Genomic DNA, 21,181 nt, shown 5'->3' with positions numbered 1-21,181 from the left:
ATGTGGTGTGCAGAGGATTCGGGCTCACGCGGCGGCGTCGGGCAACTCGGGCTGGTCGGCATCATGGGGCGTCAGGTCGACCGGAAGCTGGGGGCTTGCCAGCAGCGAAGTTGAGGATGAATGCATGGCGTTCAAGTCGGCCTGCAACGTGCCGGACACCGCGGCCGACAGGATGCGGCGCAGTTCCGGCAGGCCGCGGCCATCGAGCGCGCTGACGAAGACGCGTGGGACACGCACGCCGCCTTCAAGTTCCAGCACATCGGTGTGGTTGCGCGGATGCTGCGCGAATTCGAGCTTGTCGAGCTTGTTGTAGACCAGCACCTGCTGGATGTCGGCCGCGCCGATGTCGCCCAGCACGCGTTGCACCTCGGCCATCTGCTCGGCCAGCACCGGGCTCGCGGCATCGATCACGTGCAGCAGCAGGTCGGCATCGGCCGCCTCCTGCAGCGTCGCCTCGAAGGCCTCGACCAGCTTGTGCGGCAGGTCGCGGATGAAACCGACGGTGTCGGAGAGCGCAGCCGAGCGACTGATGTCTTCGAGGTAGAGCTGGCGCGTGGTGGTGTCGAGCGTCGCGAACAGCTGGTCGGCCGAATAGCTCTTGGCCTTGACCAGCGCATTGAACAGCGTCGACTTGCCGGCGTTGGTGTAGCCCACCAGCGAGACGCGGAAGGTGCCGCTGCGCTCGCGCGAGCGGCGCTGCGTGTTGCGCTGCTTCTTCACGCGCACCAGCCGTTCCTTCACGGACTTGATGCGCTCGCCGATCATGCGGCGGTCGAGCTCGATCTGCGCCTCGCCGGGGCCGCCACGGTTGCCGATGCCGCCGCGCTGGCGCTCCAGGTGGCTCCAGCGGCGCACCAGGCGGGTCGACAGGTATTGCAGCCGTGCGAGTTCGACCTGCAGCTTGCCCTCGTGGCTCTGCGCGCGGGCGGCGAAGATCTCGAGGATCAGCATCGTGCGGTCGGCGACCGCCACGCCCAGGTGGCGTTCGAGGTTGCGCTGCTGCGCCGGCGACAAGGCCTGGTCGAACAGCACCGCTTCGGCCTGGTGGCCGAGCACCAGGGCCTTGATCTCGTCGGCCTTGCCCGAGCCGACGAACAACGCCGGGTCGGGCGACTTGCGCCGCGCGATGACCCGCGCGACCGGCAGGTCGCCGGCCGACTCGGCCAGCAGCGCCAGTTCATCGAGGCTGGCATCGAAATGCGAACCACCGTGCGAACTACCGTGAGAACCACTGCCGAAATCGACGCCAACCAGGATCGCCCGCGGCAACCCCGGCTGCGTCGTGGCGTGGGAGCCGGCGGCCGTCATGCGGGGCACCGCCTCGGAAGTTGGTGGCGCACCCACCCGAGCGGCCTCAGCGGTCTCAGGTCTGCTCCGGCGCCTCGGCGGCGTGGAAATTCACCGCGCGGCCGGGCACGACGGTCGAGATCGCGTGCTTGTAGACCATTTGCGTCACGGTGTTGCGCAGCAGGACGACGTATTGATCGAAGGATTCGATGTGGCCCTGCAGTTTGATGCCGTTCACGAGGTAGATCGACACCGGAACATGCTCTTTGCGAAGCAGGTTCAGAAACGGGTCTTGTAGAAGCTGCCCTTTATTGCTCACGATATGCTCCGTGATGGAAAGTGATGGAGGTCGTCACGTTAACACAGCGCCGTGCTGCATCGCAGCGCAGGCCGCCAAATGACTCAATCTTTGTCCGCGAACGGATTGCTCGACGAGCGCATCTCGATGCGCAGCGGCGTGCCGACCAGCTTGAAATGCGCGCGGAAACGCCCTTCGAGGAAGCGCTTGTAGACGTCGGTCACGTGCTCGAGCGAATTGCCGTGGATCACGATCAACGGCGGGTTCATGCCGCCCTGGTGGGCGTAGCGCAGCTTCGGGCGGAACGCGCCGGCGCGCTTGGGCGTCTGGAACTCGACCGCCTCGTGCAGCAGGCGGGTCAGCACCGGCGTCGTCATCTTGCGCGTCGCCGACGCATGCGCATCGGCGATGCCCTTCCACACCGGGCCGAGCCCCTGGCGCTTGATCGCCGAGATCAGCAGCACCGGCGCGAACTTCAGGAACGCGAGGCGCTGATCGATCGAGCGCTCGAGCGTCTGCTTCTGGTAGTCGTCGACCGCATCCCATTTGTTGACGGCCACCACCACCGCACGGCCGCTCTCGAGGATGTAGCCGGCGATGTGGGCATCCTGGTCGGTCACGCCCTGGGTCGCATCGAGCAGCAGCAGCACGACGTTCGCGTCGGCGATGGCCTGCAGCGTCTTGACGACCGAGAACTTCTCGATCGCCTCGAACACCTTGCCCTTGCGGCGCAGCCCGGCGGTGTCGATCAGCTCGAACTTCTGGCCATGGCGCTCGAACGGCACGGTGATCGCATCGCGCGTGGTGCCCGGCTGGTCGAAGGCCACCAGGCGCTCTTCGCCGAGCCAGGTGTTGATCAGCGTCGACTTGCCGACATTCGGCCGGCCGGCGACGGCCAGGCGGATCGGGGCGCCCTCTTCCGGCTCCTCGGGCTCCTCGTCGAACACGAAGTCCTCGAGCGCGGCCTCGGTCAGGCTGCGGATGCCCTGGCCGTGCGCCGACGAGATCGGGTGCGGCTCGCCCATGCCGAGCTCGTAGAACTCGCCCAGCAGCGGCGAGTCGACCATGCCCTCGGCCTTGTTGACGGCCAGCAGCACCTTCTTGCCCACCGAGCGCAGGTAGCGGGCGATGTCGTGGTCGTGCGCCGACACGCCGGCGCGCACGTCGACGACGAAGATCACCGCATCGGCCTCGGCAACGGCCTGGCGCGTCTGCTTGGCCATCTCCTTGACGATGCCGGTGGTGCTGTCGGGTTCGAAGCCGCCGGTGTCGACGACGATGAACTCGCGGTCGCCCAGGCGGCCGTCGCCGTAGTGGCGGTCGCGCGTGAGGCCGGCGAAGTCCGCGACGATGGCGTCGCGGCTCTTGGTCATCCTGTTGAACAGGGTCGACTTCCCCACGTTGGGGCGGCCGACAACCGCGATCACAGGTTTCATGGGAAGGCTCTCAGTCTCACTCGGGGCGGAAGGCGTAGAGCCCGCCGTTGCGCGTGGTCACCAGCAGCGTGGTGCCGTTCAGCACCGGCTTGCCGATCACCGGGCTGCCATCGGTCGGCAGGCGCAGCTTGAACGTGCCGTCGGCGGTCGAGAGCCAGTGCACATAGCCTTCGACATCGCCGAACACGGCCATCTTGTTGACGACGATCGGCGACGAGAGGCCGCGGTACAGCAGCTTCTCGACGCTCCACGCCACCTCGCCGCTGGCGGTGCGCCAAGCGGTGACGCGGTCGCTGGCATCGGCGGCGACGGTCACGTCGTCATCGGCCGCAACCCCTTGCAGGCCGCCGATGTTGCGCGTCCAGGCGAGGCTGCCGCGGTCGGCGTTGACGCAGGCCACCGCGGCCTGGAAGGCCCGCGCGCAGACGTTGTCGCCGATGCGTGCGGCCGGGGCGACCAGGTCGGCCAGCCGCTCGATCTCGTTGGTGCCGCGCGGCGAGGCGAGCGACACCTCCCAGCGCACGGTGCCGCGCAGCGGGTCGAGCCCGGCGAGCTTGGCGCCCTGCCCGACCAGCAGCGTGTCCTTGAACGCCATCACGACGCCCGGCTGCGACAGCGTCAGCGCATCGCCCGGGCGCTGGAAGGTCCAGAGCTTGCGGCCGTCGAGCACGTCGAAGGCCTGCACGACGCGGTCGACGCTCATCACGAAGACCCGCTCGCCGGCCACCAGCGGCGCGCTGCTGACGCGTGCCGGCAGTTGCTTGCGCCAGATTTCCTTGCCGGCATCCAGCGTGACCAGCTGGTTGTCGCGGGTGACGACGCTCGCGAACCGGCCGTCGCTGCCGACGCCGGCGCTGAGTCGGCCGTCGGCCGTGCCGCGCCAGACTTCCTGGCCATTGTCGGCCCGGTAGGCGAAGACGCTGCCGTCATCGCTGGCCGCGATGAAATTGCCGCCGGCCGCGACGACCGCCATCGGGAACTTCAGCGTGCCGATCGATTGGGTCCAGACCTGACGACCGGCGATCGACGGCGTCAGCTCCTCGAGCACCGTCGGGTCGGGACGGGTCGACTTGCTCGCGCACGCGGCCAGCACCGCGACCGCCATGCCGAGCGCGAGACGGGTCAGTCCCCTCATTGGCCGGCCTTCTTGACGACAACAGCACCCGCGGCGGCGCTGGCCGCCGGCGCGGCGCCCAGCGCCGTCAGCTTGGCCTCGACCAGCTGGCGGTAGTCGATCGTGCTGTCGAAGGCCTTCCAGGCCTGGTTGTAGGCGGCCTTGGCTTCTTCGGCCTTGCCCTGCGCCAGCAGCACGTCGCCGCGGCGGTCGGCCACCAGGCCCTCGAAGCCGGGCGTGGTGGCGGCATCCAGCGCCTTCAGCGCTTCGTCGTACTTCTTCTGGTCGAGCAGCAGGCCGGCCAGGCGCAGGCGGGCGATGGTCTGGTACTCGGCTTCGCTCGCGTTCTCGCTGGCCCAGGTCAGGCTGGCGCGGGCGGCGTCGGCCTGGCCCTTGTCGAACTGCAGCTTGGCAGTGAGCAGCGCGGCCTGCTGCGCGAAGGCGGTGCGCGGGAAGCGCTCCTTCATCTCGCCGAAGACGCGGCCGGCCTGGTCGGTGTTGCCGGCGGTCACCGCCTTGTCGAGCTCGTCGAACAGCATGCCGGCCTTGGCCGACTGCTCGCGCTGCCAGTAAGTCCAGCCGTTCCAGGCAGCGAAGCCGCCCAGCGCCAGGATCAGCACCCAGGTGATCAGGTTGCCGTACTGGCTCCAGAACGCCTTCAGCTGGTCGATCTGTTCTTGTTCTTCGAGGTCGAGGTGGGTGGCCATGGGGATCGTTGGAAATTTCGGACGAAGCCGGGATTATGCGTTGAGCAGTTCAGCTGCCCAATCGGACACGCCGGAGAGCGGCAAGTTGCGTTGTGTGACAGCCGGGTCACGCAATGATTTCAACGCCACCTCGCCGGCCGCCAGCTCCGATTCGCCGAAGATCAGCGCCCAGGCGGCACCGCTCTGGTCGGCCTTCTTGAACTGCGCCTTCATGCCGCCGCCGCCGGCATGCATCTGCACCGAGACGCCGGCCGCGCGCAGGGCGTGCAACGTGCTCATGGCCTGCGGCAGCACCGCGGGCGACATCAGCACCGCATAGGCGCGCGGCGCCGCCGACGGCACCGGCAGCTTCAGCTCCTGGATCAGCAGCAGCAGCCGCTCGATGCCCAGGCCGAGGCCCACCGCCGGTGCCGGCTTGCCGCCGAGCTGCTCGATCAGCCCGTCGTAGCGGCCGCCGCCGCACACCGTGCCCTGCGAACCGAGGTGGTCGGTGACCCACTCGAAGACCGTGAGGTTGTAGTAATCCATGCCGCGCACCAGGCGCGGGTTGACGCGGTACGGCAGCCCGGCCGCGTCGAGGATCGCGCGCACCGCATTGAAATGCGCGAGCGAGGCCTCGCCGAGGAAATCCATCAGCTTCGGAGCCGCCTCGATCAGCGCCTGCAGCGCCGGGTTCTTGCTGTCGAGGATGCGCAGCGGGTTGCTGTGCAGGCGGCGCTTCGAATCCTCGTCGAGCGACGCGGCATGCTGCTCGAAATACGCGACCAGCGCCTCGCGGTGCGCGCGCCGCTCGTCGGGCTGGCCGAGGCTGTTCAGCTCGAGCCGCACGTGCGAGCCCTCGACCAGGCCGAGTTCGCGCCACAGCAGGCGCGTCATCAGGATCAGCTCTGCATCGACATCGGGGCCTGCGAAACCGAGCGCCTCGACGTCCAGCTGATAAAACTGGCGATAGCGGCCCTTCTGCGGCTTCTCGTGGCGGAACATCGGGCCGAGCGTCCAGATGCGCAGCGGGCCGTTGTACAGCGCGTTGTGCTCGACCATCGCGCGCACGATGCCGGCGGTGGCTTCCGGGCGCAGCGTCAGGCGGTCGCCGTTCATCGCATCGGTGAACGAGTACATCTCCTTCTCGACGATGTCGGTCACCTCGCCGAGGCCGCGCACGAACAGCGCGGTCGGCTCGACGATCGGCGTCAGCAGGTACTGGTAGCCGTGGCGCGCGAGCACCGAGCGCACCGTGGTCTCGAACCACAGCCACAGCCCGGCGTCGGGCAGTTTCTCGGTGCGCGGCACGCTGGCCGGCAGGATGTCGTTCATGCCCTTCACGGCCTGGAGGGCGGCTTGCTTGGTGTCAGCCATGGAGACCTTGGATCAACGTGGATCAATGGACGATGGAGCCGCCCGGAGGCGGCCGCGGCAACGCGGGTGCGGCGGCGAGAACGCGGCGGGGCGCGCGCGTCAGGCCGTCGCGGTCGAATGCTGGGCGGTGGCCGAGCCGAAGCGCTTCTCGATGTAGTCCTCGACCAGCGTCTGGAACTCCTGCGCGATGCGCTCGCCGCGCAGCGTCAGCGCCTTCTCGCCGTCGATGAAGACCGGCGCGGCCGGCGCTTCGCCGTTGCCCGGCAGGCTGATGCCGATGTCGGCATGCTTGCTCTCGCCCGGGCCGTTGACGATGCAGCCCATCACCGCGACCTTCATCTTCTCGACGCCCGGGTAGCGGGCGCGCCACACCGGCATCTGCTCGCGCAGGTAGTCGTCGATCTGCTTGGCCAGCTCCTGGAAGGTGGTGCTGGTCGTGCGGCCGCAGCCGGGGCAGGCGGTGACGCTCGGGTTGAACGCCCGCAGGCCGAGCGACTGCAGGATCTCGAGCGCGATCACGACTTCTTGCGTGCGGGCCTCGCCGGGCTGCGGCGTCAGCGAGACGCGGATCGTGTCGCCGATGCCCTGCTGCAGCAGCAGCGAGAGTGCCGCGGTGGAGGCGACCGTGCCCTTGGTGCTCATGCCGGCCTCGGTGAGCCCGAGGTGCAGCGGGTAGTCGCAGCGCTTCGCGAGCGCCTGGTAGACGCTGACCAGGTCTTGCACGCCGGACATCTTGCACGACAGCACGATCTGCTCGCGCCGCAGGCCGATCTCTTCGGCGCGCTTCGCGGACTCGATGGCCGACGTGATGATCGCGCGGTACATGATCTGCTGCGGCTCGAACGGCTCGGCGCGGCGGCCGTTCTCGTCCATCATCTGCGCGAGCAGTTCCTGGTCGAGGCTGCCCCAGTTGACGCCGATGCGCACCACCTTGTCGTAGCGTGCGGCGGCTTCGATCATCTGGGCGAACTGCTTGTCGCGCTTGTCGCCCTTGCCGACGTTGCCGGGGTTGATGCGGTACTTCGACAGCGCCTCGGCGCAGGCCGGGTGCTCGGTGAGCAGCTTGTGGCCGTTGTAGTGGAAGTCGCCGATCAGCGGCACGTCGATGCCCATGCGGTCGAGCTGGTCGCGGATGTGCGGCACGGCCGCCGCTGCCTCGGGCGTGTTGACGGTGATGCGGACCATCTCGGAGCCGGCCACCGCCAGCTCCTTCACCTGGATCGCGGTCTCGATCACCTGCACCGTGTCGGTGTTGGTCATCGACTGCACGCGCACCGGTGCGCCGCCACCGATCGTCACGATGCGGTCGCCCCAGCGCACCTTCGCCTGGACGGTCGAGCGCTGCAGCGGGCGGGCCGGTTCGATGAACTCGTCGTCCAGCAGGGAGGCCGACGGTGAGGGGATGGCGGTCATGGCTTACTCGAGATCGAACTTGGCGATGTTGTCACGCGTGGGCGTCATGGAAACGGCGCGGCCCCGGTAAGTGACGGTGGTGGCCGAGACGTTCCCGATTCTGACGTGAAGCGGAGAAGCCCCGTCCAGCCCCAAGGATTCCCCGGGCTGCAGCGAGCGCGACACCAGCACGGTGCCGCGGCCGTCGATCACCTCGATCCACGATTCGGCGCTGGCCTTCAGCAGCAGCGCACCGGACGTACCCCGTGGCGCGGCGGCGCTCGCGATGCCGGCGGCAGGCAGCGCCGGCGCCGGGGCCACCGGCGCGGTGGATGAGGTCAGGGCGGAAGTCGGGGCCGTCGTCGCCGAGCTCGTCGGCACCGAGGGCGCTGCAGCAGGCGCCGAAGCGGCCGGCAGCGTGACGGTCTCGACCACCGTGTTGGGCGGCAGCACGGGCGGCATCAGCGGGTCCGACGCAGCGGGATCGGCTGGGCCGGGCGCCGGTGCAGACACCGCCTCGGCGACGCGCGGCAGGTTGGACGCGATCCAGCCGCTGGGCAGCAGGTAGACCGCCGCGGCCGCCAACGCCAGCAGCACCGCGCCGATGACGCCCGGGTTCCTCAGGAAGCTCAGGTCGGTCGGCACGCCGCCCAGCGGCTTGTCGCGGAACGGCGCGTTCAGGCCCTGGCTCAGGTGGTCCAGCCGGTGCGCCTGCGGCTGCGGCAGCAGCGCGAGCACCGGCGCCGCATCGATCTTCAGCGTGCGGCAGACGGTCTGCGCCAGCGCGCGCGTGAACGTGGCATCGGGCAGTTCGTCGAAGCGGTCGGCCTCGAGCATCTCGAGCTTGCGCGGCGCGACCTTGATCGAGGTGGCCAGCGCGGCGATGTGCAGGCCGCGCGCCTGGCGGGCCTGGCGCAGCAGCATGCCGGCGGTCACCGTTTCGGCGACCGGGGCCGGCGCCGATGCGGGTTCCGCCGCCGGCGCGGCGTCAGCGGACGCGGCGCCTTCGGAGTCGGGTTCAACCGGCACCGGATCACTCATCGAACTGCCCCCGTTCGAACGCCGACGATTCGCGCGATTGCGGATAGCGGTCGCGCAACTGGCGCCCCAGGTCGACCACGCCTTGCCGGTTGCCGAGCTTGTTCTCGACGCGCGCGGCCAGCCACAGCGTCTGCGCGCTCGATTGATCGGCCACCGCGTTGACGCGGCGGATGTAGAAACGTGCGCGCTCGAAGTCGCCGCGGCGCAGCAGCACCTCGGCCAGGTTGACGCCGGTCGCGGCGTTGGCCGGATCGAGCTCGTAGGCGCGCAGCAGCGTCGCCTCGGCCTCGGGCCACTGGCCGGCGCGCGCCTGGCACACGCCCTTGGCCAGCATCGAACGGGTGTTGCCGGTGTACTGCGGTGCCGTCATCGCCTGTTCGAACAGCGGGAAGGCCTCGTCGAAGCGCTTCTGCTGGCACAGGTACCAGCCGTAGTTGTGCAGCGTGTCGCCGTCGCGCGGGCTCAGTTGCAGCGCGCGGCGAAAGCTCTCCTGCGCCAGCACGTCGTCGTTCAGCCCGGCATAGATCAGGCCGCGCAGGTTGTAACCCTCGACCAGGTCGGGCTGCGCCTGCAGCGCCATCTTCACTTCGTCGAGCGCCGTGGTCAGCTGGCCGCGCGCGAAATACGCACTCGCGAGCTCCATGCGCACACGGGCGCGCTTGCCGGCCTCGGTCTCATCGGACGACGTCACCCGGTCTCGGGTCGGCGCCTGCTCGACACCGTTCACGGTGGTGGTGGTGGTACAGCCTCCGATCAACGCGGAAAGGGCCGCAACGGCCAGCGTGGTCGACAAGCAACGACGTCCCCAGGTCATGAACGGCCCTCCTTCGAGCGTGATGTGATGTCTGCAGATTCGGAGGCAGGCCGGTGCACGCGGATCGGTGCACGGGTCATGCGCTTGTGGGCCTGGGTGCGGTCCTGCACCTCGCCGGCGAGCTGGCCGCAGGCGGCGTCGATGTCGTCGCCGCGCGTCTTGCGCACCGTCGTCACGACACCAGCCTCTTGCAGCACGTGCGCGAAGGCGGTCACGCGCTCGCGCGGCGAACGCTTCAGGCCGGATTGCGGGAACGGATTGAACGGAATCAGGTTGAACTTGCACGACACCGCCTGGCTGATGCGCACCAGTGCATGCGCGTGCTCCGGCGTGTCGTTGACCCCGTCGAGCATGCAGTACTCGAAGGTGATGAAGTCGCGCGGCGCCTTGTCGAGGTAGCGGTTGCAGGCCTCGAGCAGCTCGGAAATCGGGTATTTGCGGTTCAGCGGCACCAGGTCGTCGCGCAGCGCGTCGTCGGGCGCATGCAGCGACACCGCCAGCGCCACCGGGCAATCGTCGCGCAGGCGGTCGATCATCGGCACGACGCCCGAGGTCGACACCGTGACGCGGCGGCGCGACAGGCCGTAGCCGTGGTCGTCGAGCATCACGCGCAGCGCGGGCACCAGCGCCGAATAGTTCTGCAGCGGCTCGCCCATGCCCATCATCACGACGTTGGTGATGGCGCGGTCGCCGGCGGCCAGGTTCAGGCGGCGGCGCAGGTGGTGTTCGGCGAACCACAACTGGGCGACGATCTCGCCGGTGGTGAGGTTGCGGCTGAAGCCCTGGTGGCCGGTGGAGCAGAAGCGGCATCCGACCGCGCAGCCCGCCTGCGACGAGATGCACAGCGTGCCGCGATCGTCTTCGGGGATGAACACCGTCTCGACGGCATTGCCGCCGCCGACGTCGAACAGCCACTTGATGGTGCCGTCGGTCGAGGCCTGCTCGCTGACGACCGCCAGCGGCGTCACGCACGCGACACCCGCCAGCTTGTCGCGCAGCGACTTGGCGAGGTCGGACATCGCGTTGAAGTCCGACGCGCCTTTCTGATGGATCCAGCGGTACAGCTGGGTCGCACGAAAGCGCTTCTCGCCGAGCCGCTCGCAGTAGGCAGCGAGCCCGTCGAGGTCGAATTCGAGGAGGTTGGTGAGACTCATGCCAGCCTCCATCGCCACGGACGTCGCTCGCTCGGCTTCTCGCTCAGCGCGAGTAGACGTTCATGCCGGGGAAGAAGAACGCGATCTCGACAGCGGCCGTTTCCGGGGCGTCCGAGCCGTGCACGGCGTTGGCGTCGATGCTGTCGGCGAAGTCGGCGCGGATCGTGCCCTTCTCGGCCTTCTTCGGATCGGTGGCGCCCATCAGGTCGCGGTTCTTGCCGATGGCGCCTTCGCCTTCCAGCGCCTGGATCATCACCGGGCCGGAGATCATGAAGTCGACCAGGTCCTTGAAGAACGGACGGGCCTTGTGCACCGCGTAGAACGCTTCGGCTTCGCCGCGCGACAGGTGGGCCATGCGTGCAGCCACGACCTTCAGGCCTGCGCCTTCGAAGCGGGCATAGATCTGGCCAATCACATTCTTCGCGACGGCGTCGGGTTTGATGATGGAAAGAGTACGTTCGATCGCCATGATTTTTCTCCTGAATCAAGCACTTGGCAAAGCTTCGGATTGTATCGCTTGAAGCACCGGCGGCGCCTGCCGCCGAGTGCGTGAAGCGGTCTTGTCGCGCCGTGGACTCAGCGTCCGCCGCGGCGGCCACCACCGCCACCGCCGCCGCCATAACCCCCACCGCCACCACCACCGCCGCCGAATCCGCCGCCTCCGCCACCACCGCCCCGGTTGCTGCCGCCGCGGCCGCCACCGCCACCACCACCCTTGCCGCCACGGCGGTGGAAGGCATCGGCGCCGAGGTAGCCCATCGAGGTCTGCAGCGGATCCGGCTCACGCGGGCCGCCACCCTTCTTCGGCGCAGCCGGCCGCGGCGGCGCACTGCCGCCCGGGCCGAAGCCGCCACCGCCGCGGCCGAAACCGGCACCGCCTGCGGGCGTGCGCGGCTTCTGCACGAAGCGCTTGTCGAAGGTCTGCTCCAGCGGATTCGGGATCTTGGACGGGTCGAAATCCAGTCCTTCGTCGTCGCGGTCGAAGTCATCGGGCTGGCGCTCGCGCGCCTGCTGCGCCTGTGCCGGCACCTGCTGCGGCGGGTTCTGGCCCGGGGCGTTGCGGTTGTTGCCGCGCGGCCCCCGGTCCTGGCGATCGTTCGGACGCTGCTGCGCGTCGCGGTCGTTGCGCGGCCTGTTCTGGCCGCCGGCGTTGTTGCTGTTGCCACGGCCGCGGTCGTTGCCGCGGTTGTCGCCGCCACGGCCTTCATTGCCGCGGTTGGCGTCCCCGCGGTTTTCGCCACGGTTCTCGCCACGGCCTTCCTGGCGCGGCTGCGGCTGCTGGTTGCCCTCGCGCCGCTGGCCTTCGCCGCCGCCGGCAAGGCGCCGGATCGTGCGCACGTCACCTTCATCGAGGTCGACCCAGACGCCGCGCTTGAGCCCGCGCGGCAGCACCACGGTGCCGTAGCGGATGCGGATCAGGCGGCTGACGGTGAGACCGACCGTGTCGAACAGCTTGCGCACCTCGCGGTTGCGGCCTTCGGTGATGACGACGCGGTACCAATGGTTCGCACCCTCGCCGCCGCCGTCGACGATCGACTTGAAGCCCGCGATCTGGCCCTCGACCATCACGCCGGCCAGCAGCTTGGCCTTGTCGCCCTCTTCCAGCGTGCCGAGCACGCGCACCGCGTACTCGCGCTCGACGCCGAAGCGCGGGTGCATCAGCTGGTTGGCCAGTTCGCCGGAGTTGGTGAACAGCAGCAGGCCTTCGGTGTTCAGGTCGAGGCGGCCGACCGATTGCCACTTGCCCTGCTGCAGGCGCGGCAGGCGGCGGAACACGGTCGGACGGTGCTGCGGATCGTCGTGCGTGACGACCTCGCCGACCGGCTTGTGGTACGCGATGATGCGCGGCGCCGGCGGCACGATGCGCACGCGCACCGGCTTGCCGTCGACCTTGATGCGGTCGCCGAACGAGATGCGCTGGCCGGTGTGGGCCGGCTGGTCGTTCACGGTGACGCGGCCGTCGGCGATCATGTCTTCCATGTCGCGGCGCGAGCCGACGCCGGCCTGGGCCAGCACCTTGTGCAGCTTCGGCGCATCCGGATCGGCCTGCAGCACGCGCTTGCGCTCGGCGACTTCTTCGGGGGTGAACTCGGTGGCCTGTTCGCCGGCCTCGTCGGACTCATCGGCGTCATCGCCTTCGGCATCCTCGCCGGCGGCATCGTCGCCATCGCCGTCGCCAGCGTCGTCGGAAGCCGATTGCGCGACCGGCTCGCCGGACGGCAGGCCTTCGGGCTCGGGCACCTCGGCATCGAAATCGCCCGACACCACGATCGCGAACAGGTCGCCCGCGTCGGGCATCGCCGGTGCGGACAGGTGCGCGTCGGCAACGCCGAGCACGGCATCCTCACGGCGGCGATCCTTGCGCCCGCCGCGGCGGCGGTTGCGCGATGCACGGGTCGGCTGGCCGTTCTCGTCGACCTCGCGTTCCAGGCCGGGCGGATCCCAATCCGGCGGCAGTTCGGCACCAGGCTCCTTGACCACCGTGAAGACCGGCGCGTCGGCGGCGGCCGCAGCCGGGGACGACTCCGCGGACGCCGTCGCGGCGGCCGGTGCCGCCTCGGAGACGGCAGCAGCCGCCTCGACGGGCTTGCGCGGCCGCTTCGTCTCGACCTGGATCATCTGCTCGACCGGCGGGGCTGCAGCAGCAACGGCAGAGCCCTCGCCGGCATCCGCTTCAGCCTCGGCCTTCACCGCCGGCTTGCGCTTGCGCGCCGGCTTGGCCGCCGGCTCGGCCGCGTCCTCCGCGGGAACGTCAGCCGGTCCCGCTTCGACCGCTGCCTCGGGGGCGTCGGCGGCCGTGGCCTTGGGGGCGCGTCGACGCTTGGGCTTCGCGGCCGAAGCCTCGTCGCCCGGGGCGTCGGCAGGCAGGGTCGTCGAAGAGTCGTCAGCTTGGTTCATGCGGTGTGTCCTCGGAGGCGGCATCGGCCGCTGGCTCGGAATGGGAAAGCGATGGGGTGGGGGAATCGGCGACGGTGTCGGCGACGGGTTCGGCTGGGGGGGCAGCCGCGGGTTCGGCAAAGGGTTCGGTCGCGGTTTCGGCGACAGGTTCGGCAGGCACTTCGGCGACCGTTTCAACGACCGCTTCGGCCGGCAACGACACCTCGATCTCCAGCTCGCCGTCGAGCGCCAGCGCGCCCTGCTCCGGCTCCAGCAGCGACGGCTGGCCGGCCAGGGCCTCGGCCATCGCGCCGGGGTTCAGCGCCGAGCTTTCCAGCATCGGCAGCTGCTCCAGGCTGGCGAGCCCGAGGTCGTCGAGGAACTGCCGGGTCGTCGCGTACAGCGCCGGTCGGCCGGGCGCTTCGCGGTAGCCGATCGCGTCGATCCAGCCGCGGTCCTCGAGCTGCTTGACGATCTGGCTGCTGACGGTGACGCCGCGGATGTCCTCGATGTCGCCGCGCGTGACCGGCTGGCGGTACGCGATGATCGCGAGCGTCTCCATCACGGCGCGCGAATACTTCGGCGGCTTCTCGGGGTTCAGGCGGTCGAGGTACTCGCGCATCTCGGGCCGGCTCTGGAAGCGCCAGCCGTGTGCCAGCGCCACCAGCTCGACCCCGCGCTCGTCCCAGTCGCGCATCAGCTCGTCGAGCAGCGCACGCAGGGTGTCGGGGCCGAGTTCGTCGGCAAACAGCGCACGCATGTCCCGCAAGGGCATCGGCTGCTGGGCGCAGATGAGCGCGGTCTCAAGGACGCGCTTTGCATCCTGTGTGTTCATTGACGTTCGTTCACATCCTAGGCCGGCTCTGCCGGCAGGCATTCAGGGGGCTGGCTCCGTTCGCATCAGCCTTCGGGCGAATCGGTGAACGCACCGATATGTCGTTGACGAAGGCTGTCGAGTGCTGGAGCGTCTGGCTCGGAGCGTCTTTTGACGGCATGACGCTGGGAACCGTGCTGCGCGCCACTCGTGTTGGCGCATCGGGCACGATCGCTTCCTGGGGTGGGAGCGATTGTGCGCCATTGTATAGGCCCTCGGGCCAGCGTGTCACGGGGCTTTCTATGGCGTTTTCGCCGAGACCTCGATCACCTGCTGCCAGGCGCGCGCCAAGTCAGCCGGCGGCGCGGCCTCGAACAGCATCGGCTGGCCGCCCGCCGGGTGCGCGAAACCGAGCCGCGCGGCATGCAGCGCCTGCCGCGTCAGGCCGAGGCCCGGGCGCCCGCCGTACAGCGCGTCCGACAGCAGCGCATGGCCGCGCGTGGCCATGTGCACGCGGATCTGGTGGGTGCGCCCGGTGTGCAGCTTGCAGCGCACCGCGCTCACGGCGCCCTCGTCGAACTCCGCGAGCGCGACCCGGCTCACGTCGGTCTGCGCCGGCTTGCCGCTGCCCACCACCGCCATCTTGACGCGCGATTGCGGGTCGCGCGCGAGCGGTGCATCGATGCGGAACGGTTGCGACGGCACCCGCCCGTGCACCAGCGCCTGGTACTCGCGCTGCACCTCGCGGGCGGCGATGGCGCGCACCAGCGCCGTCACCGACTGCAGCGTCTTGCCGACCACCAGCAGCCCCGAGGTGTCCTTGTCGAGCCGGTGCACGATGCCGGCGCGCGGCAGCGTCGCCGAGGCCGGGTGGTGCGCCAGCAGCCCGTTGAGCAGCGTGCCCGACCAGTTGCCGGCCGCGGGGTGCACCACCATGCCGGCCGGCTTGTCGACAATGATCAGCGACTCGTCCTCGAACATGATCGGCAGCACCATCGCCTCCGGGCGGAACGCGCGGCTCTCGGGCGTCGGCACCAGCTCGACCACCAGTTGCTGGCCGGCCGACACCTTGCGCGAGGCCTGCGTCATCGGGCGATCGTCGACCCACACATGGCCGCCTTCGATCAGCGTCTGCAGGTGGTTGCGCGAGAACTCGCCGGCCATCGCGACCAGCGCCTTGTCGAGCCGCACGCCGTGCAGGCTGCGGTCGATCAGCGCGACGCGGCGCTCGGGCGCGTCGGCAACGCCGGCCTCGAGCGCCTCGTCGCCGGGCTCGCCGGGATCGATGCCCTGCACGGACTCAGGGGGGAGCGACAGGTCGCTGGGGGGGTGAACCATATAATCGCCGCTCTTCTTTCGACAGGAAGCGCCGCGGCAGTGGCGCCACGAGGCTCATGAATGTGATTCGCTTGGTTGGCCGGTGGTCGGGCCTGGCATCGGTGGCCGTTCTGGCCGCCCTGCTCGCAGCCTGTGGCTCGACCCCGAAAGACGAAACGGCCGGGATGACCGTCGAGAAATTGTATGCAGAGGCGAAGTCCGAAGCCGATGCCGGCAGTTACGAGCGCGCGCTGAAGCTCTACGAGCGCCTCGAAGGCCGTGCGGCCGGCACGCCGCTCGGGCAGCAGGCCACGCTGGAGCGAGCCTACCTGAATTACAAGACCGGCGAGAAGGCGACCGCGCTGTCGATCCTCGAGCGCTTCCTGAAGCTGCACCCGACCAGCCCGGCCTTCGACTACGCGCTGTACCTGCAAGGCGTCGTCAACTTCAACGACAACCTCGGCCTGTTCAGCAGCATCGCGCGGCAAGACCTGTCCGAGCGCGACCAACAGGCCTCGAAGGACTCGTTCCAGTCGTTCAAGCAGCTGGTCGACCAGTTCCCGCAATCGAAGTACACGCCCGACGCGCAGGCGCGCATGCGCTACATCGTCAACTCGCTGGCCGCGTACGAGGTGCACGTGGCCCGCTACTACTACCGCCGTGGCGCCTACGTGGCAGCCGCCAACCGGGCGCAGCAGACGGTGCAGGAGTTCCAGCAGAGCCCGGCGACCGAAGAGGCGCTGCACCTGATGGTGATGAGCTACGACAAGCTCGGCCTGGTCCAGTTGCGCGACGACGCGGGCCGGGTGCTGCGCCAGAACTACCCGAACAGCGAGTTCATCGCGTCGGAACCGATCCCCGCCACCACGCCCTGATCAGAACGGCAAGGCCTGCGCCTGCAGGCTTTCCAGCCATTCCAAGGCCTCGCCCTCGCTCATCACCCGCGTCATCGGCGGCAACGCATCGCGCAGCCGCTTGCCGTAGTTCATGCCCGCCATGCGCGGATCGCAGATCACCAGCAGCCCGCGGTCGGTCTCGCTGCGGATCAGCCGCCCCGCGCCCTGCTTCAACGACACCGCCGCCTCGGCGATGAAGTACTCGGAGAACGGGTTGCGGCCCTCGCTCTCCAGCCGCTTGACGCGCGCCTCCACCAGCGGATCGTTGGGCGGCGGGAACGGCAGCTTGTCGATCATCACGCACTGCAGCGCATCGCCGGGGACGTCGATGCCCTCCCAGAAGCTCTGCGAGCCGACCAGCACCGAGCGCGGCTGCGCGAGGAATTGCTGCAGCAGCTGCCGCTTCGGCATCGAGCCCTGCATCAGCACCTGGATGTTGTCGCCCTCGGTCTCGAAGGTGTCGCGCAGGCGGTCGCCCACCGTCTGCAATGCCCGCAGCGTGGTGGTCAGCACGAAGGTGCGCCCGCCGAGCGCACGTGCGCAGCGCGCCGCCAACGCGGCCACCGCCGGCGGATGCCCGGGCTCGTTCGGCTTCGGGAACGCGGCCGGGATGTACAGCCGCGCGTGCGCCTCGTAGTCGAACGGGCTGCCGACGCGCAGCGTCAGCGCGTCGTCGAGCCCGGCCGATTCGGTGAACCACGACAACCGCTCGTCGTCGCCGAGCGTGGCCGACGTGAAGATCCAGGCGCGCGGCGCCGCCTCCATCTGCTCGCGCAGCGCGTCGCGGATGTCGAGCGGCGATTCGACCAGCCGCGCCTGGTGCGGCGACAGGTCGATCCAGCGCACCCGTCCCGGCGTCGCCGGCTGCTCGAACAGGGCCGCCATGCGGCGGAAGTTCTGTGCCCGCTCCATCAGCTTCGAGAAATCGGGGGCGATCTCGCTGACGGTGTCCAGTCCCACCTGCGCCGCCTCGCAGGCCTGCGCCACGCCCTGCAGCGCGGTGCTGAAATCGGCGCGCTCGGCGCGTTCGTCCCAGCGCAGCTTCAAGCTGCCGCGCACCTCGCGCATCGGCCCGGCCGCGGCCATGCGCAGCTCGCGCGCGGCCTTGTCGCAGGCGGCTGCCAGGTCCTGCCACGGCGCGAGGCCGCGGGCCAACTGCAGGCCGGCGCCGAGCATGTCGCGCGCGAAATCGATCACCTGCCCGGTGCCGAGCGTCGTGCCGAGGAACGCGACCCCGGCCTCGGCGAGCTGGTGTGCTTCGTCGAACACCGCCACCTCGACGCTCGGCAGCAGCTCGGCCACGCCGGAATCGCGCAGCGCCATGTCGGCGAAGAACAAGTGGTGGTTGACGACCACCAGGTCGGCGGCCATCGCGTCGCGCCGGGCCTTCATCACATGGCACTGGCGGTAGTCGGGGCACTCGCTGCCGAGGCAGTTGTCGCGCGTGGAGGTGACGAGCGGGATCACGCTGGAGCGCTCGTCCAGCCCGTCGAGCTCGGCCAGGTCGCCGCTGGTGGTGGCACGCGACCAGGTCTCGATCTTGGCCAGCGTGCGCACCGCCCAGCGGTCGGGCAGCTGGGCCGACTGGCGCGCCTGGTTCATGCGGTGCGTGCACAGGTAGCTGGCACGGCCCTTCAGCAGCGCGATCGTCAGCGGCAGGCCGAGCGCATCGCGCAGCCTCGGCAGGTCGCGCAGGAAGAGCTGGTCCTGCAGGCTCTTGGTCGCGGTGCTCACCAGCGCGCGGGCGCCCGACAGCAGCGTCGGCACCAGGTACGCGAAGGTCTTGCCGACACCGGTACCCGCCTCGGCGACCAGCGCATGCCGCCCGTCGATCGCCTGGGCCACGTGCTGCGCCATGCGCTGCTGCACCTCGCGCTCGACGTAGCGCTCGTCGGCCTGCGACAGCGCGCCGCCCTGGGCGAAGGCTTCGGCCACGGCCTCTTCGAGCGGGGACAGGTCAGGCAGGTTCGGGAGGGTCAAGCTGGGCTTCCAGGCGGGCGATCTGATCGCGCAGGGCGAGGCGCCGCTTCTTCAGGCGGCGCATGACGAGTTCATCAGGCGGGGCGTCCTCGCTGGCCAGGTCGATCAGGCTGTCGAGGTCGGCGTGTTCCATCCGAAGCTCGATGAGGCGGCGCTGCGGCGAGTGCAGGTTGTCGTCCATCGAGGAGAACGTCGCGGAGTATTGCAGGTGGGTGTGAGAGCAAAGCGATTATAGTTTTCGCCCATGAGCACACCCCCAGGATATCGGCTGAATGCCGCCACCGGCATGCACCGCGGCGACCGCGCCTACCAGCAGGACCAGGTCGAGATCCTGCCGCATCACCGGGTTCCCGGGTGCGCCATGGCGGTGCTCGCCGACGGCATGGGCGGCAAGAGCGGCGGGCGCAAGGCCGCCGACCAGGTGGTGCTCACCGCACGCCAGCTGTTCGAGCGCTACAGCCCCAACCAGGACGATCCGTCCGAGCTGCTGAAGCAGCTGGTGCTCGAAGCCCACCTGATGATCAAGCTGACGGCGATCACCGCCGAGGAAGAGCCCCACAGCACCGCGGTGGCCTACCTGATCAGCCCGTCGCGCGAGTGCGACATGATCCACGCCGGCGATTCGCGCTGCTACCACTTCCGCGGGCCGGACATGGTCCGCCGCACCATCGACCATTCGTTCGTGCAGCGCCTGGTCGACGAAGGCCAGATCAGCGAGGACGAGGCCAACACCCATCCGCAGTCGAACCTGCTGACCGGCTGCCTCGGCACCTACCAGGACCCGCCGCTGACGCTGCACCACATCGACCAGTTGCAGGTCGGCGATTCGGTGCTGTCCTGCAGCGACGGGCTGTGGCACTACTTCAGCCCGAAGGAACTCGGCGCGATCGTGCACACGCTGCCGCCGCGCGAAGCGAGCGAGATGCTGGTGACGAAGGCTCGCCAGCGGGCGCGCGGGACGGGCGACAACCTGTCGCTGGCGTTGGTCCGGATCGACGCGCTGGGTTGACGCCCTTTACGGCGACGATGCCGCAGGCATCGGCAATGCCGGCTTGCGCGCCGCCGCCTTCTTGCGGTTGCGCTCCTCGATCTCGGCCTTGTGGGCCTGCGCCTCACGCTGGCGCGCCTCGAAACGCTCGCGCGCCTGCTGCTCGTCGGCACTGCGGTCGACCTGGGCTGGCCGGGAGGCCGCCGACGGCGGCAGCAGCGGCTTCGATTCGCGCGCCTTCGGCTCGCGCGGCGCGCGCGGCTCCGGCGCCGGCTTGTTGATCTCGTCCCAGGCCTTGGCCTCGCGCCGGCGGCGGTGCTCGGCACTGCGCTGCTGGCGCTCCACCTCGTCGAGCGCGATCTCCTGCTGGTGCAGGTTGTCGAGCGACTGGCGCCGATCGGCACGCGCCTGGTCGATGCACGAGGTCACGACGAAGCGCCGCTTGCACTCGGCCTCGCGCTGGGCGTACTGCGCCTCGGCCACCTGGCGCTGCTTCGCGATGCGCTCGCGCTCGGCCTGGCTGGACGGCTTGTCGGAGGTCGGCGCTTGCGCCTGCGCCAGCGCGGCGACCAGCAGGAGTGCGAAGACGAGCAGCCTTTTCATGTCAACCGAGTATCCACGTCTCGCCGCTCGAGCGACAGGAATTCCTTCGACTGCATCTCGTTGAGCCGCGACACCGTCCGCGGGAACTCGTGCGCCAGCGGGCCGTCCTTGTACAGCTCCTCCGGCGGCACCGCGGCCGACATGATCAGCTTCACGCGCCGGTCGTACAGCACGTCGACCAGCCAGGTGAAGCGCCGCGCCTCCGAGGCCAGCCGAGGCGGCATCTGCGGCACATCCGACAGCAGTACGGTGTGGAACTGCGTCGCCAGCTCGAGGTAGTCGTTCTGCGAGCGCGGCCCGCCGCACAGCGTCTTGAAGTCGAACCACACCACCCCGCCGGCCTTGCGCCGCGCGTGCAGCTCGCGGTGCTCGATGTGCAGCACCGGCGGCTCGTCCTTGGCCTCGGCCAGCCGCGTGAAGGCCTCGGCCATCGCGGCATCGGCCTCAGGCCCGAGCGGCGTGTGGTACAGCGTCACCTGCTCCAGCGTGCGGCGCCGGTAGTCGGTGCCGTTGTCGACGCTGATGACCTCGAGCTTCTGCTTCAGCAGTTCGATGGCCGGCAGGATGCGGTCGCGGTGCAGCCCGTTCGGGTACAGGTCGTCGGGCTTGAAATTCGAGGTCGTGACGATGCTGACGCGGTGCGAGAACAGGCTGTCGAGCAGCCGGTGCAGGATCATCGCGTCGGTCACGTCGGCGACGTGGAATTCGTCGAAGCAGATCAGCCGGTGGCGACGCGAGATGCGCGCGCCCAACTCCTCGAGCGGGTTGACGATGCCCTTCAGCTCGGCGAGCTCGCGGTGCACCTCGCGCATGAACTCGTGGAAGTGCAGCCGCGTCTTGCGCTGCAGCGGCACGGCGTTGAAGAAGCAGTCCATCAGGAAGCTCTTGCCGCGCCCCACCCCGCCGTGCATGTAGACGCCGCGCGGCAGCGGCGGGCGCACCAGCAGCTTCGTGATCGCGTTGCTGCGCCGTGCCTTGTAGGCCTCCCACTCGTCCTGGCAGCGCTGCAACGCGGCGACCGCGGCGATCTGCGCCGGGTCGCTCTGGTAGCCGCGCTCGGCAAGCGTCTGCCGGTACAACTCTGTGACGGAGACCATCGAGCGCGGC

Annotated in this window: 20 protein-coding genes; 2 read left to right on the top strand and 18 right to left on the bottom strand. The window is 69.5% G+C overall.

The features are described 5' to 3' along the window. Window positions 1–24 precede the first annotated feature (24 nt). The 14 genes from hflX to ACXJLU_RS02355 form a co-directional block, all read right to left on the bottom strand. On the bottom strand, window positions 25–1,308 hold the full coding sequence (hflX, locus tag ACXJLU_RS02420) for a GTPase HflX (RefSeq protein WP_457328903.1): 1,284 nt from the start codon (window positions 1,306–1,308) through the stop codon (window positions 25–27). A gap of 55 nt (window positions 1,309–1,363) precedes the next feature. Beyond that, window positions 1,364–1,606 (bottom strand): RNA chaperone Hfq, encoded by a 243-nt coding sequence (gene hfq / locus ACXJLU_RS02415; protein ID WP_047502530.1) that lies wholly within the window; start codon window positions 1,604–1,606, stop codon window positions 1,364–1,366. Window positions 1,607–1,689: 83 nt separating this feature from the next. Further along, window positions 1,690–3,021 carry a ribosome biogenesis GTPase Der gene (der, locus tag ACXJLU_RS02410; RefSeq protein ID WP_073464058.1) on the bottom strand — a complete coding sequence of 444 codons (1,332 nt, stop codon included), beginning with the start codon at window positions 3,019–3,021 and terminating at the stop codon, window positions 1,690–1,692. 16 nt (window positions 3,022–3,037) lie between these two features. Beyond that, the gene (gene bamB / locus ACXJLU_RS02405; protein ID WP_457328902.1) at window positions 3,038–4,156 is read right to left on the bottom strand and encodes an outer membrane protein assembly factor BamB; all 1,119 of its coding nucleotides are present in this window, start codon (window positions 4,154–4,156) and stop codon (window positions 3,038–3,040) included. Further along, complete coding sequence (locus ACXJLU_RS02400; RefSeq protein ID WP_457328901.1) at window positions 4,153–4,842, bottom strand: YfgM family protein; 690 nt, start codon at window positions 4,840–4,842, stop codon at window positions 4,153–4,155. Before ACXJLU_RS02400 ends, bamB begins: the two co-directional genes overlap by 4 nt. 33 nt (window positions 4,843–4,875) lie before the next feature. Then, the gene (gene hisS / locus ACXJLU_RS02395) at window positions 4,876–6,198 is read right to left on the bottom strand and encodes a histidine--tRNA ligase (protein WP_457328900.1); all 1,323 of its coding nucleotides are present in this window, start codon (window positions 6,196–6,198) and stop codon (window positions 4,876–4,878) included. A 99-nt stretch (window positions 6,199–6,297) separates the two neighbouring features. After that, on the bottom strand, window positions 6,298–7,611 hold the full coding sequence (gene ispG, locus ACXJLU_RS02390) for a flavodoxin-dependent (E)-4-hydroxy-3-methylbut-2-enyl-diphosphate synthase (protein WP_457328899.1): 1,314 nt from the start codon (window positions 7,609–7,611) through the stop codon (window positions 6,298–6,300). Between the two features lie 3 nt (window positions 7,612–7,614). Then, complete coding sequence (locus ACXJLU_RS02385) at window positions 7,615–8,631, bottom strand: helix-turn-helix domain-containing protein (RefSeq protein WP_457328898.1); 1,017 nt, start codon at window positions 8,629–8,631, stop codon at window positions 7,615–7,617. Continuing rightward, the gene (gene pilW / locus ACXJLU_RS02380; RefSeq protein ID WP_073464055.1) at window positions 8,624–9,445 is read right to left on the bottom strand and encodes a type IV pilus biogenesis/stability protein PilW; all 822 of its coding nucleotides are present in this window, start codon (window positions 9,443–9,445) and stop codon (window positions 8,624–8,626) included. Before pilW ends, ACXJLU_RS02385 begins: the two co-directional genes overlap by 8 nt. Further along, on the bottom strand, window positions 9,442–10,599 hold the full coding sequence (gene rlmN / locus ACXJLU_RS02375) for a dual-specificity RNA methyltransferase RlmN (protein ID WP_457328897.1): 1,158 nt from the start codon (window positions 10,597–10,599) through the stop codon (window positions 9,442–9,444). The genes pilW and rlmN overlap by 4 nt, the downstream gene beginning before the upstream one ends. Before the next feature lie 43 nt (window positions 10,600–10,642). Then, on the bottom strand, window positions 10,643–11,068 hold the full coding sequence (gene ndk / locus ACXJLU_RS02370; protein WP_073464053.1) for a nucleoside-diphosphate kinase: 426 nt from the start codon (window positions 11,066–11,068) through the stop codon (window positions 10,643–10,645). A 107-nt stretch (window positions 11,069–11,175) separates the two neighbouring features. After that, window positions 11,176–13,497 (bottom strand): pseudouridine synthase, encoded by a 2,322-nt coding sequence (locus ACXJLU_RS02365; RefSeq protein WP_457328896.1) that lies wholly within the window; start codon window positions 13,495–13,497, stop codon window positions 11,176–11,178. Then, window positions 13,484–14,251, bottom strand: coding sequence for an SMC-Scp complex subunit ScpB (gene scpB / locus ACXJLU_RS02360; RefSeq protein WP_457328895.1), 768 nt, complete (start codon window positions 14,249–14,251; stop codon window positions 13,484–13,486). The genes ACXJLU_RS02365 and scpB overlap by 14 nt, the downstream gene beginning before the upstream one ends. 339 nt (window positions 14,252–14,590) lie before the next feature. After that, a complete protein-coding gene (locus tag ACXJLU_RS02355; protein WP_457328894.1) occupies window positions 14,591–15,628 on the bottom strand; it encodes an RluA family pseudouridine synthase in 1,038 nt (345 codons plus the stop codon). A 56-nt stretch (window positions 15,629–15,684) separates the two neighbouring features. Here ACXJLU_RS02355 and ACXJLU_RS02350 point away from each other — a divergent pair, with 56 nt between their 5' ends. Next, window positions 15,685–16,482, top strand: a complete 798-nt coding sequence (locus ACXJLU_RS02350) for an outer membrane protein assembly factor BamD (protein WP_073464050.1) — start codon at window positions 15,685–15,687, stop codon at window positions 16,480–16,482. Here the strand turns inward: ACXJLU_RS02350 and yoaA are convergent, their stop codons facing one another. After that, window positions 16,483–18,483, bottom strand: a complete 2,001-nt coding sequence (gene yoaA / locus ACXJLU_RS02345) for a DNA repair helicase YoaA (RefSeq protein ID WP_489742046.1) — start codon at window positions 18,481–18,483, stop codon at window positions 16,483–16,485. Continuing rightward, on the bottom strand, window positions 18,461–18,664 hold the full coding sequence (locus tag ACXJLU_RS02340; RefSeq protein ID WP_073464049.1) for a YdcH family protein: 204 nt from the start codon (window positions 18,662–18,664) through the stop codon (window positions 18,461–18,463). Before ACXJLU_RS02340 ends, yoaA begins: the two co-directional genes overlap by 23 nt. 63 nt (window positions 18,665–18,727) lie before the next feature. Between ACXJLU_RS02340 and ACXJLU_RS02335 the strand changes: the two genes are divergently transcribed. Next, complete coding sequence (locus ACXJLU_RS02335) at window positions 18,728–19,492, top strand: PP2C family protein-serine/threonine phosphatase (RefSeq protein ID WP_073464048.1); 765 nt, start codon at window positions 18,728–18,730, stop codon at window positions 19,490–19,492. 6 nt (window positions 19,493–19,498) lie between these two features. Here the strand turns inward: ACXJLU_RS02335 and ACXJLU_RS02330 are convergent, their stop codons facing one another. Both ACXJLU_RS02330 and zapE read right to left on the bottom strand, forming a co-directional pair. Continuing rightward, on the bottom strand, window positions 19,499–20,074 hold the full coding sequence (locus ACXJLU_RS02330; protein ID WP_457328893.1) for a hypothetical protein: 576 nt from the start codon (window positions 20,072–20,074) through the stop codon (window positions 19,499–19,501). Beyond that, entirely contained in the window at window positions 20,071–21,171 is a 1,101-nt protein-coding gene (gene zapE / locus ACXJLU_RS02325; RefSeq protein ID WP_073464046.1) for a cell division protein ZapE, read from the bottom strand. Before zapE ends, ACXJLU_RS02330 begins: the two co-directional genes overlap by 4 nt. Between the last annotated feature and the right edge of the window lie 10 nt (window positions 21,172–21,181).

The organism is Rhizobacter sp. P5_C2 (assembly GCF_054049715.1).
The sequence above is the reverse complement of the archived record's forward strand: the minus strand, read 5'-3'. Positions and strand labels throughout refer to the sequence as shown.

Coding starts and splice junctions, on each gene's coding strand:
- ACXJLU_RS02355 (WP_457328894.1), bottom strand. CDS start 15,628: ATGGTTCACCCCCCCAGCGACCTGTCGCTCCCCCCTGAGTCCGTGCAG.
- ACXJLU_RS02340 (WP_073464049.1), bottom strand. CDS start 18,664: ATGGACGACAACCTGCACTCGCCGCAGCGCCGCCTCATCGAGCTTCGG.
- der (WP_073464058.1), bottom strand. CDS start 3,021: ATGAAACCTGTGATCGCGGTTGTCGGCCGCCCCAACGTGGGGAAGTCG.
- hflX (WP_457328903.1), bottom strand. CDS start 1,308: ATGACGGCCGCCGGCTCCCACGCCACGACGCAGCCGGGGTTGCCGCGG.
- ACXJLU_RS02365 (WP_457328896.1), bottom strand. CDS start 13,497: ATGAACCAAGCTGACGACTCTTCGACGACCCTGCCTGCCGACGCCCCG.
- ACXJLU_RS02335 (WP_073464048.1), top strand. CDS start 18,728: ATGAGCACACCCCCAGGATATCGGCTGAATGCCGCCACCGGCATGCAC.
- hisS (WP_457328900.1), bottom strand. CDS start 6,198: ATGGCTGACACCAAGCAAGCCGCCCTCCAGGCCGTGAAGGGCATGAAC.
- pilW (WP_073464055.1), bottom strand. CDS start 9,445: ATGACCTGGGGACGTCGTTGCTTGTCGACCACGCTGGCCGTTGCGGCC.
- ndk (WP_073464053.1), bottom strand. CDS start 11,068: ATGGCGATCGAACGTACTCTTTCCATCATCAAACCCGACGCCGTCGCG.
- ispG (WP_457328899.1), bottom strand. CDS start 7,611: ATGACCGCCATCCCCTCACCGTCGGCCTCCCTGCTGGACGACGAGTTC.
- rlmN (WP_457328897.1), bottom strand. CDS start 10,599: ATGAGTCTCACCAACCTCCTCGAATTCGACCTCGACGGGCTCGCTGCC.
- ACXJLU_RS02385 (WP_457328898.1), bottom strand. CDS start 8,631: ATGAGTGATCCGGTGCCGGTTGAACCCGACTCCGAAGGCGCCGCGTCC.
- scpB (WP_457328895.1), bottom strand. CDS start 14,251: ATGCCCTTGCGGGACATGCGTGCGCTGTTTGCCGACGAACTCGGCCCC.
- ACXJLU_RS02400 (WP_457328901.1), bottom strand. CDS start 4,842: ATGGCCACCCACCTCGACCTCGAAGAACAAGAACAGATCGACCAGCTG.
- ACXJLU_RS02330 (WP_457328893.1), bottom strand. CDS start 20,074: ATGAAAAGGCTGCTCGTCTTCGCACTCCTGCTGGTCGCCGCGCTGGCG.
- zapE (WP_073464046.1), bottom strand. CDS start 21,171: ATGGTCTCCGTCACAGAGTTGTACCGGCAGACGCTTGCCGAGCGCGGC.
- bamB (WP_457328902.1), bottom strand. CDS start 4,156: ATGAGGGGACTGACCCGTCTCGCGCTCGGCATGGCGGTCGCGGTGCTG.
- ACXJLU_RS02350 (WP_073464050.1), top strand. CDS start 15,685: ATGAATGTGATTCGCTTGGTTGGCCGGTGGTCGGGCCTGGCATCGGTG.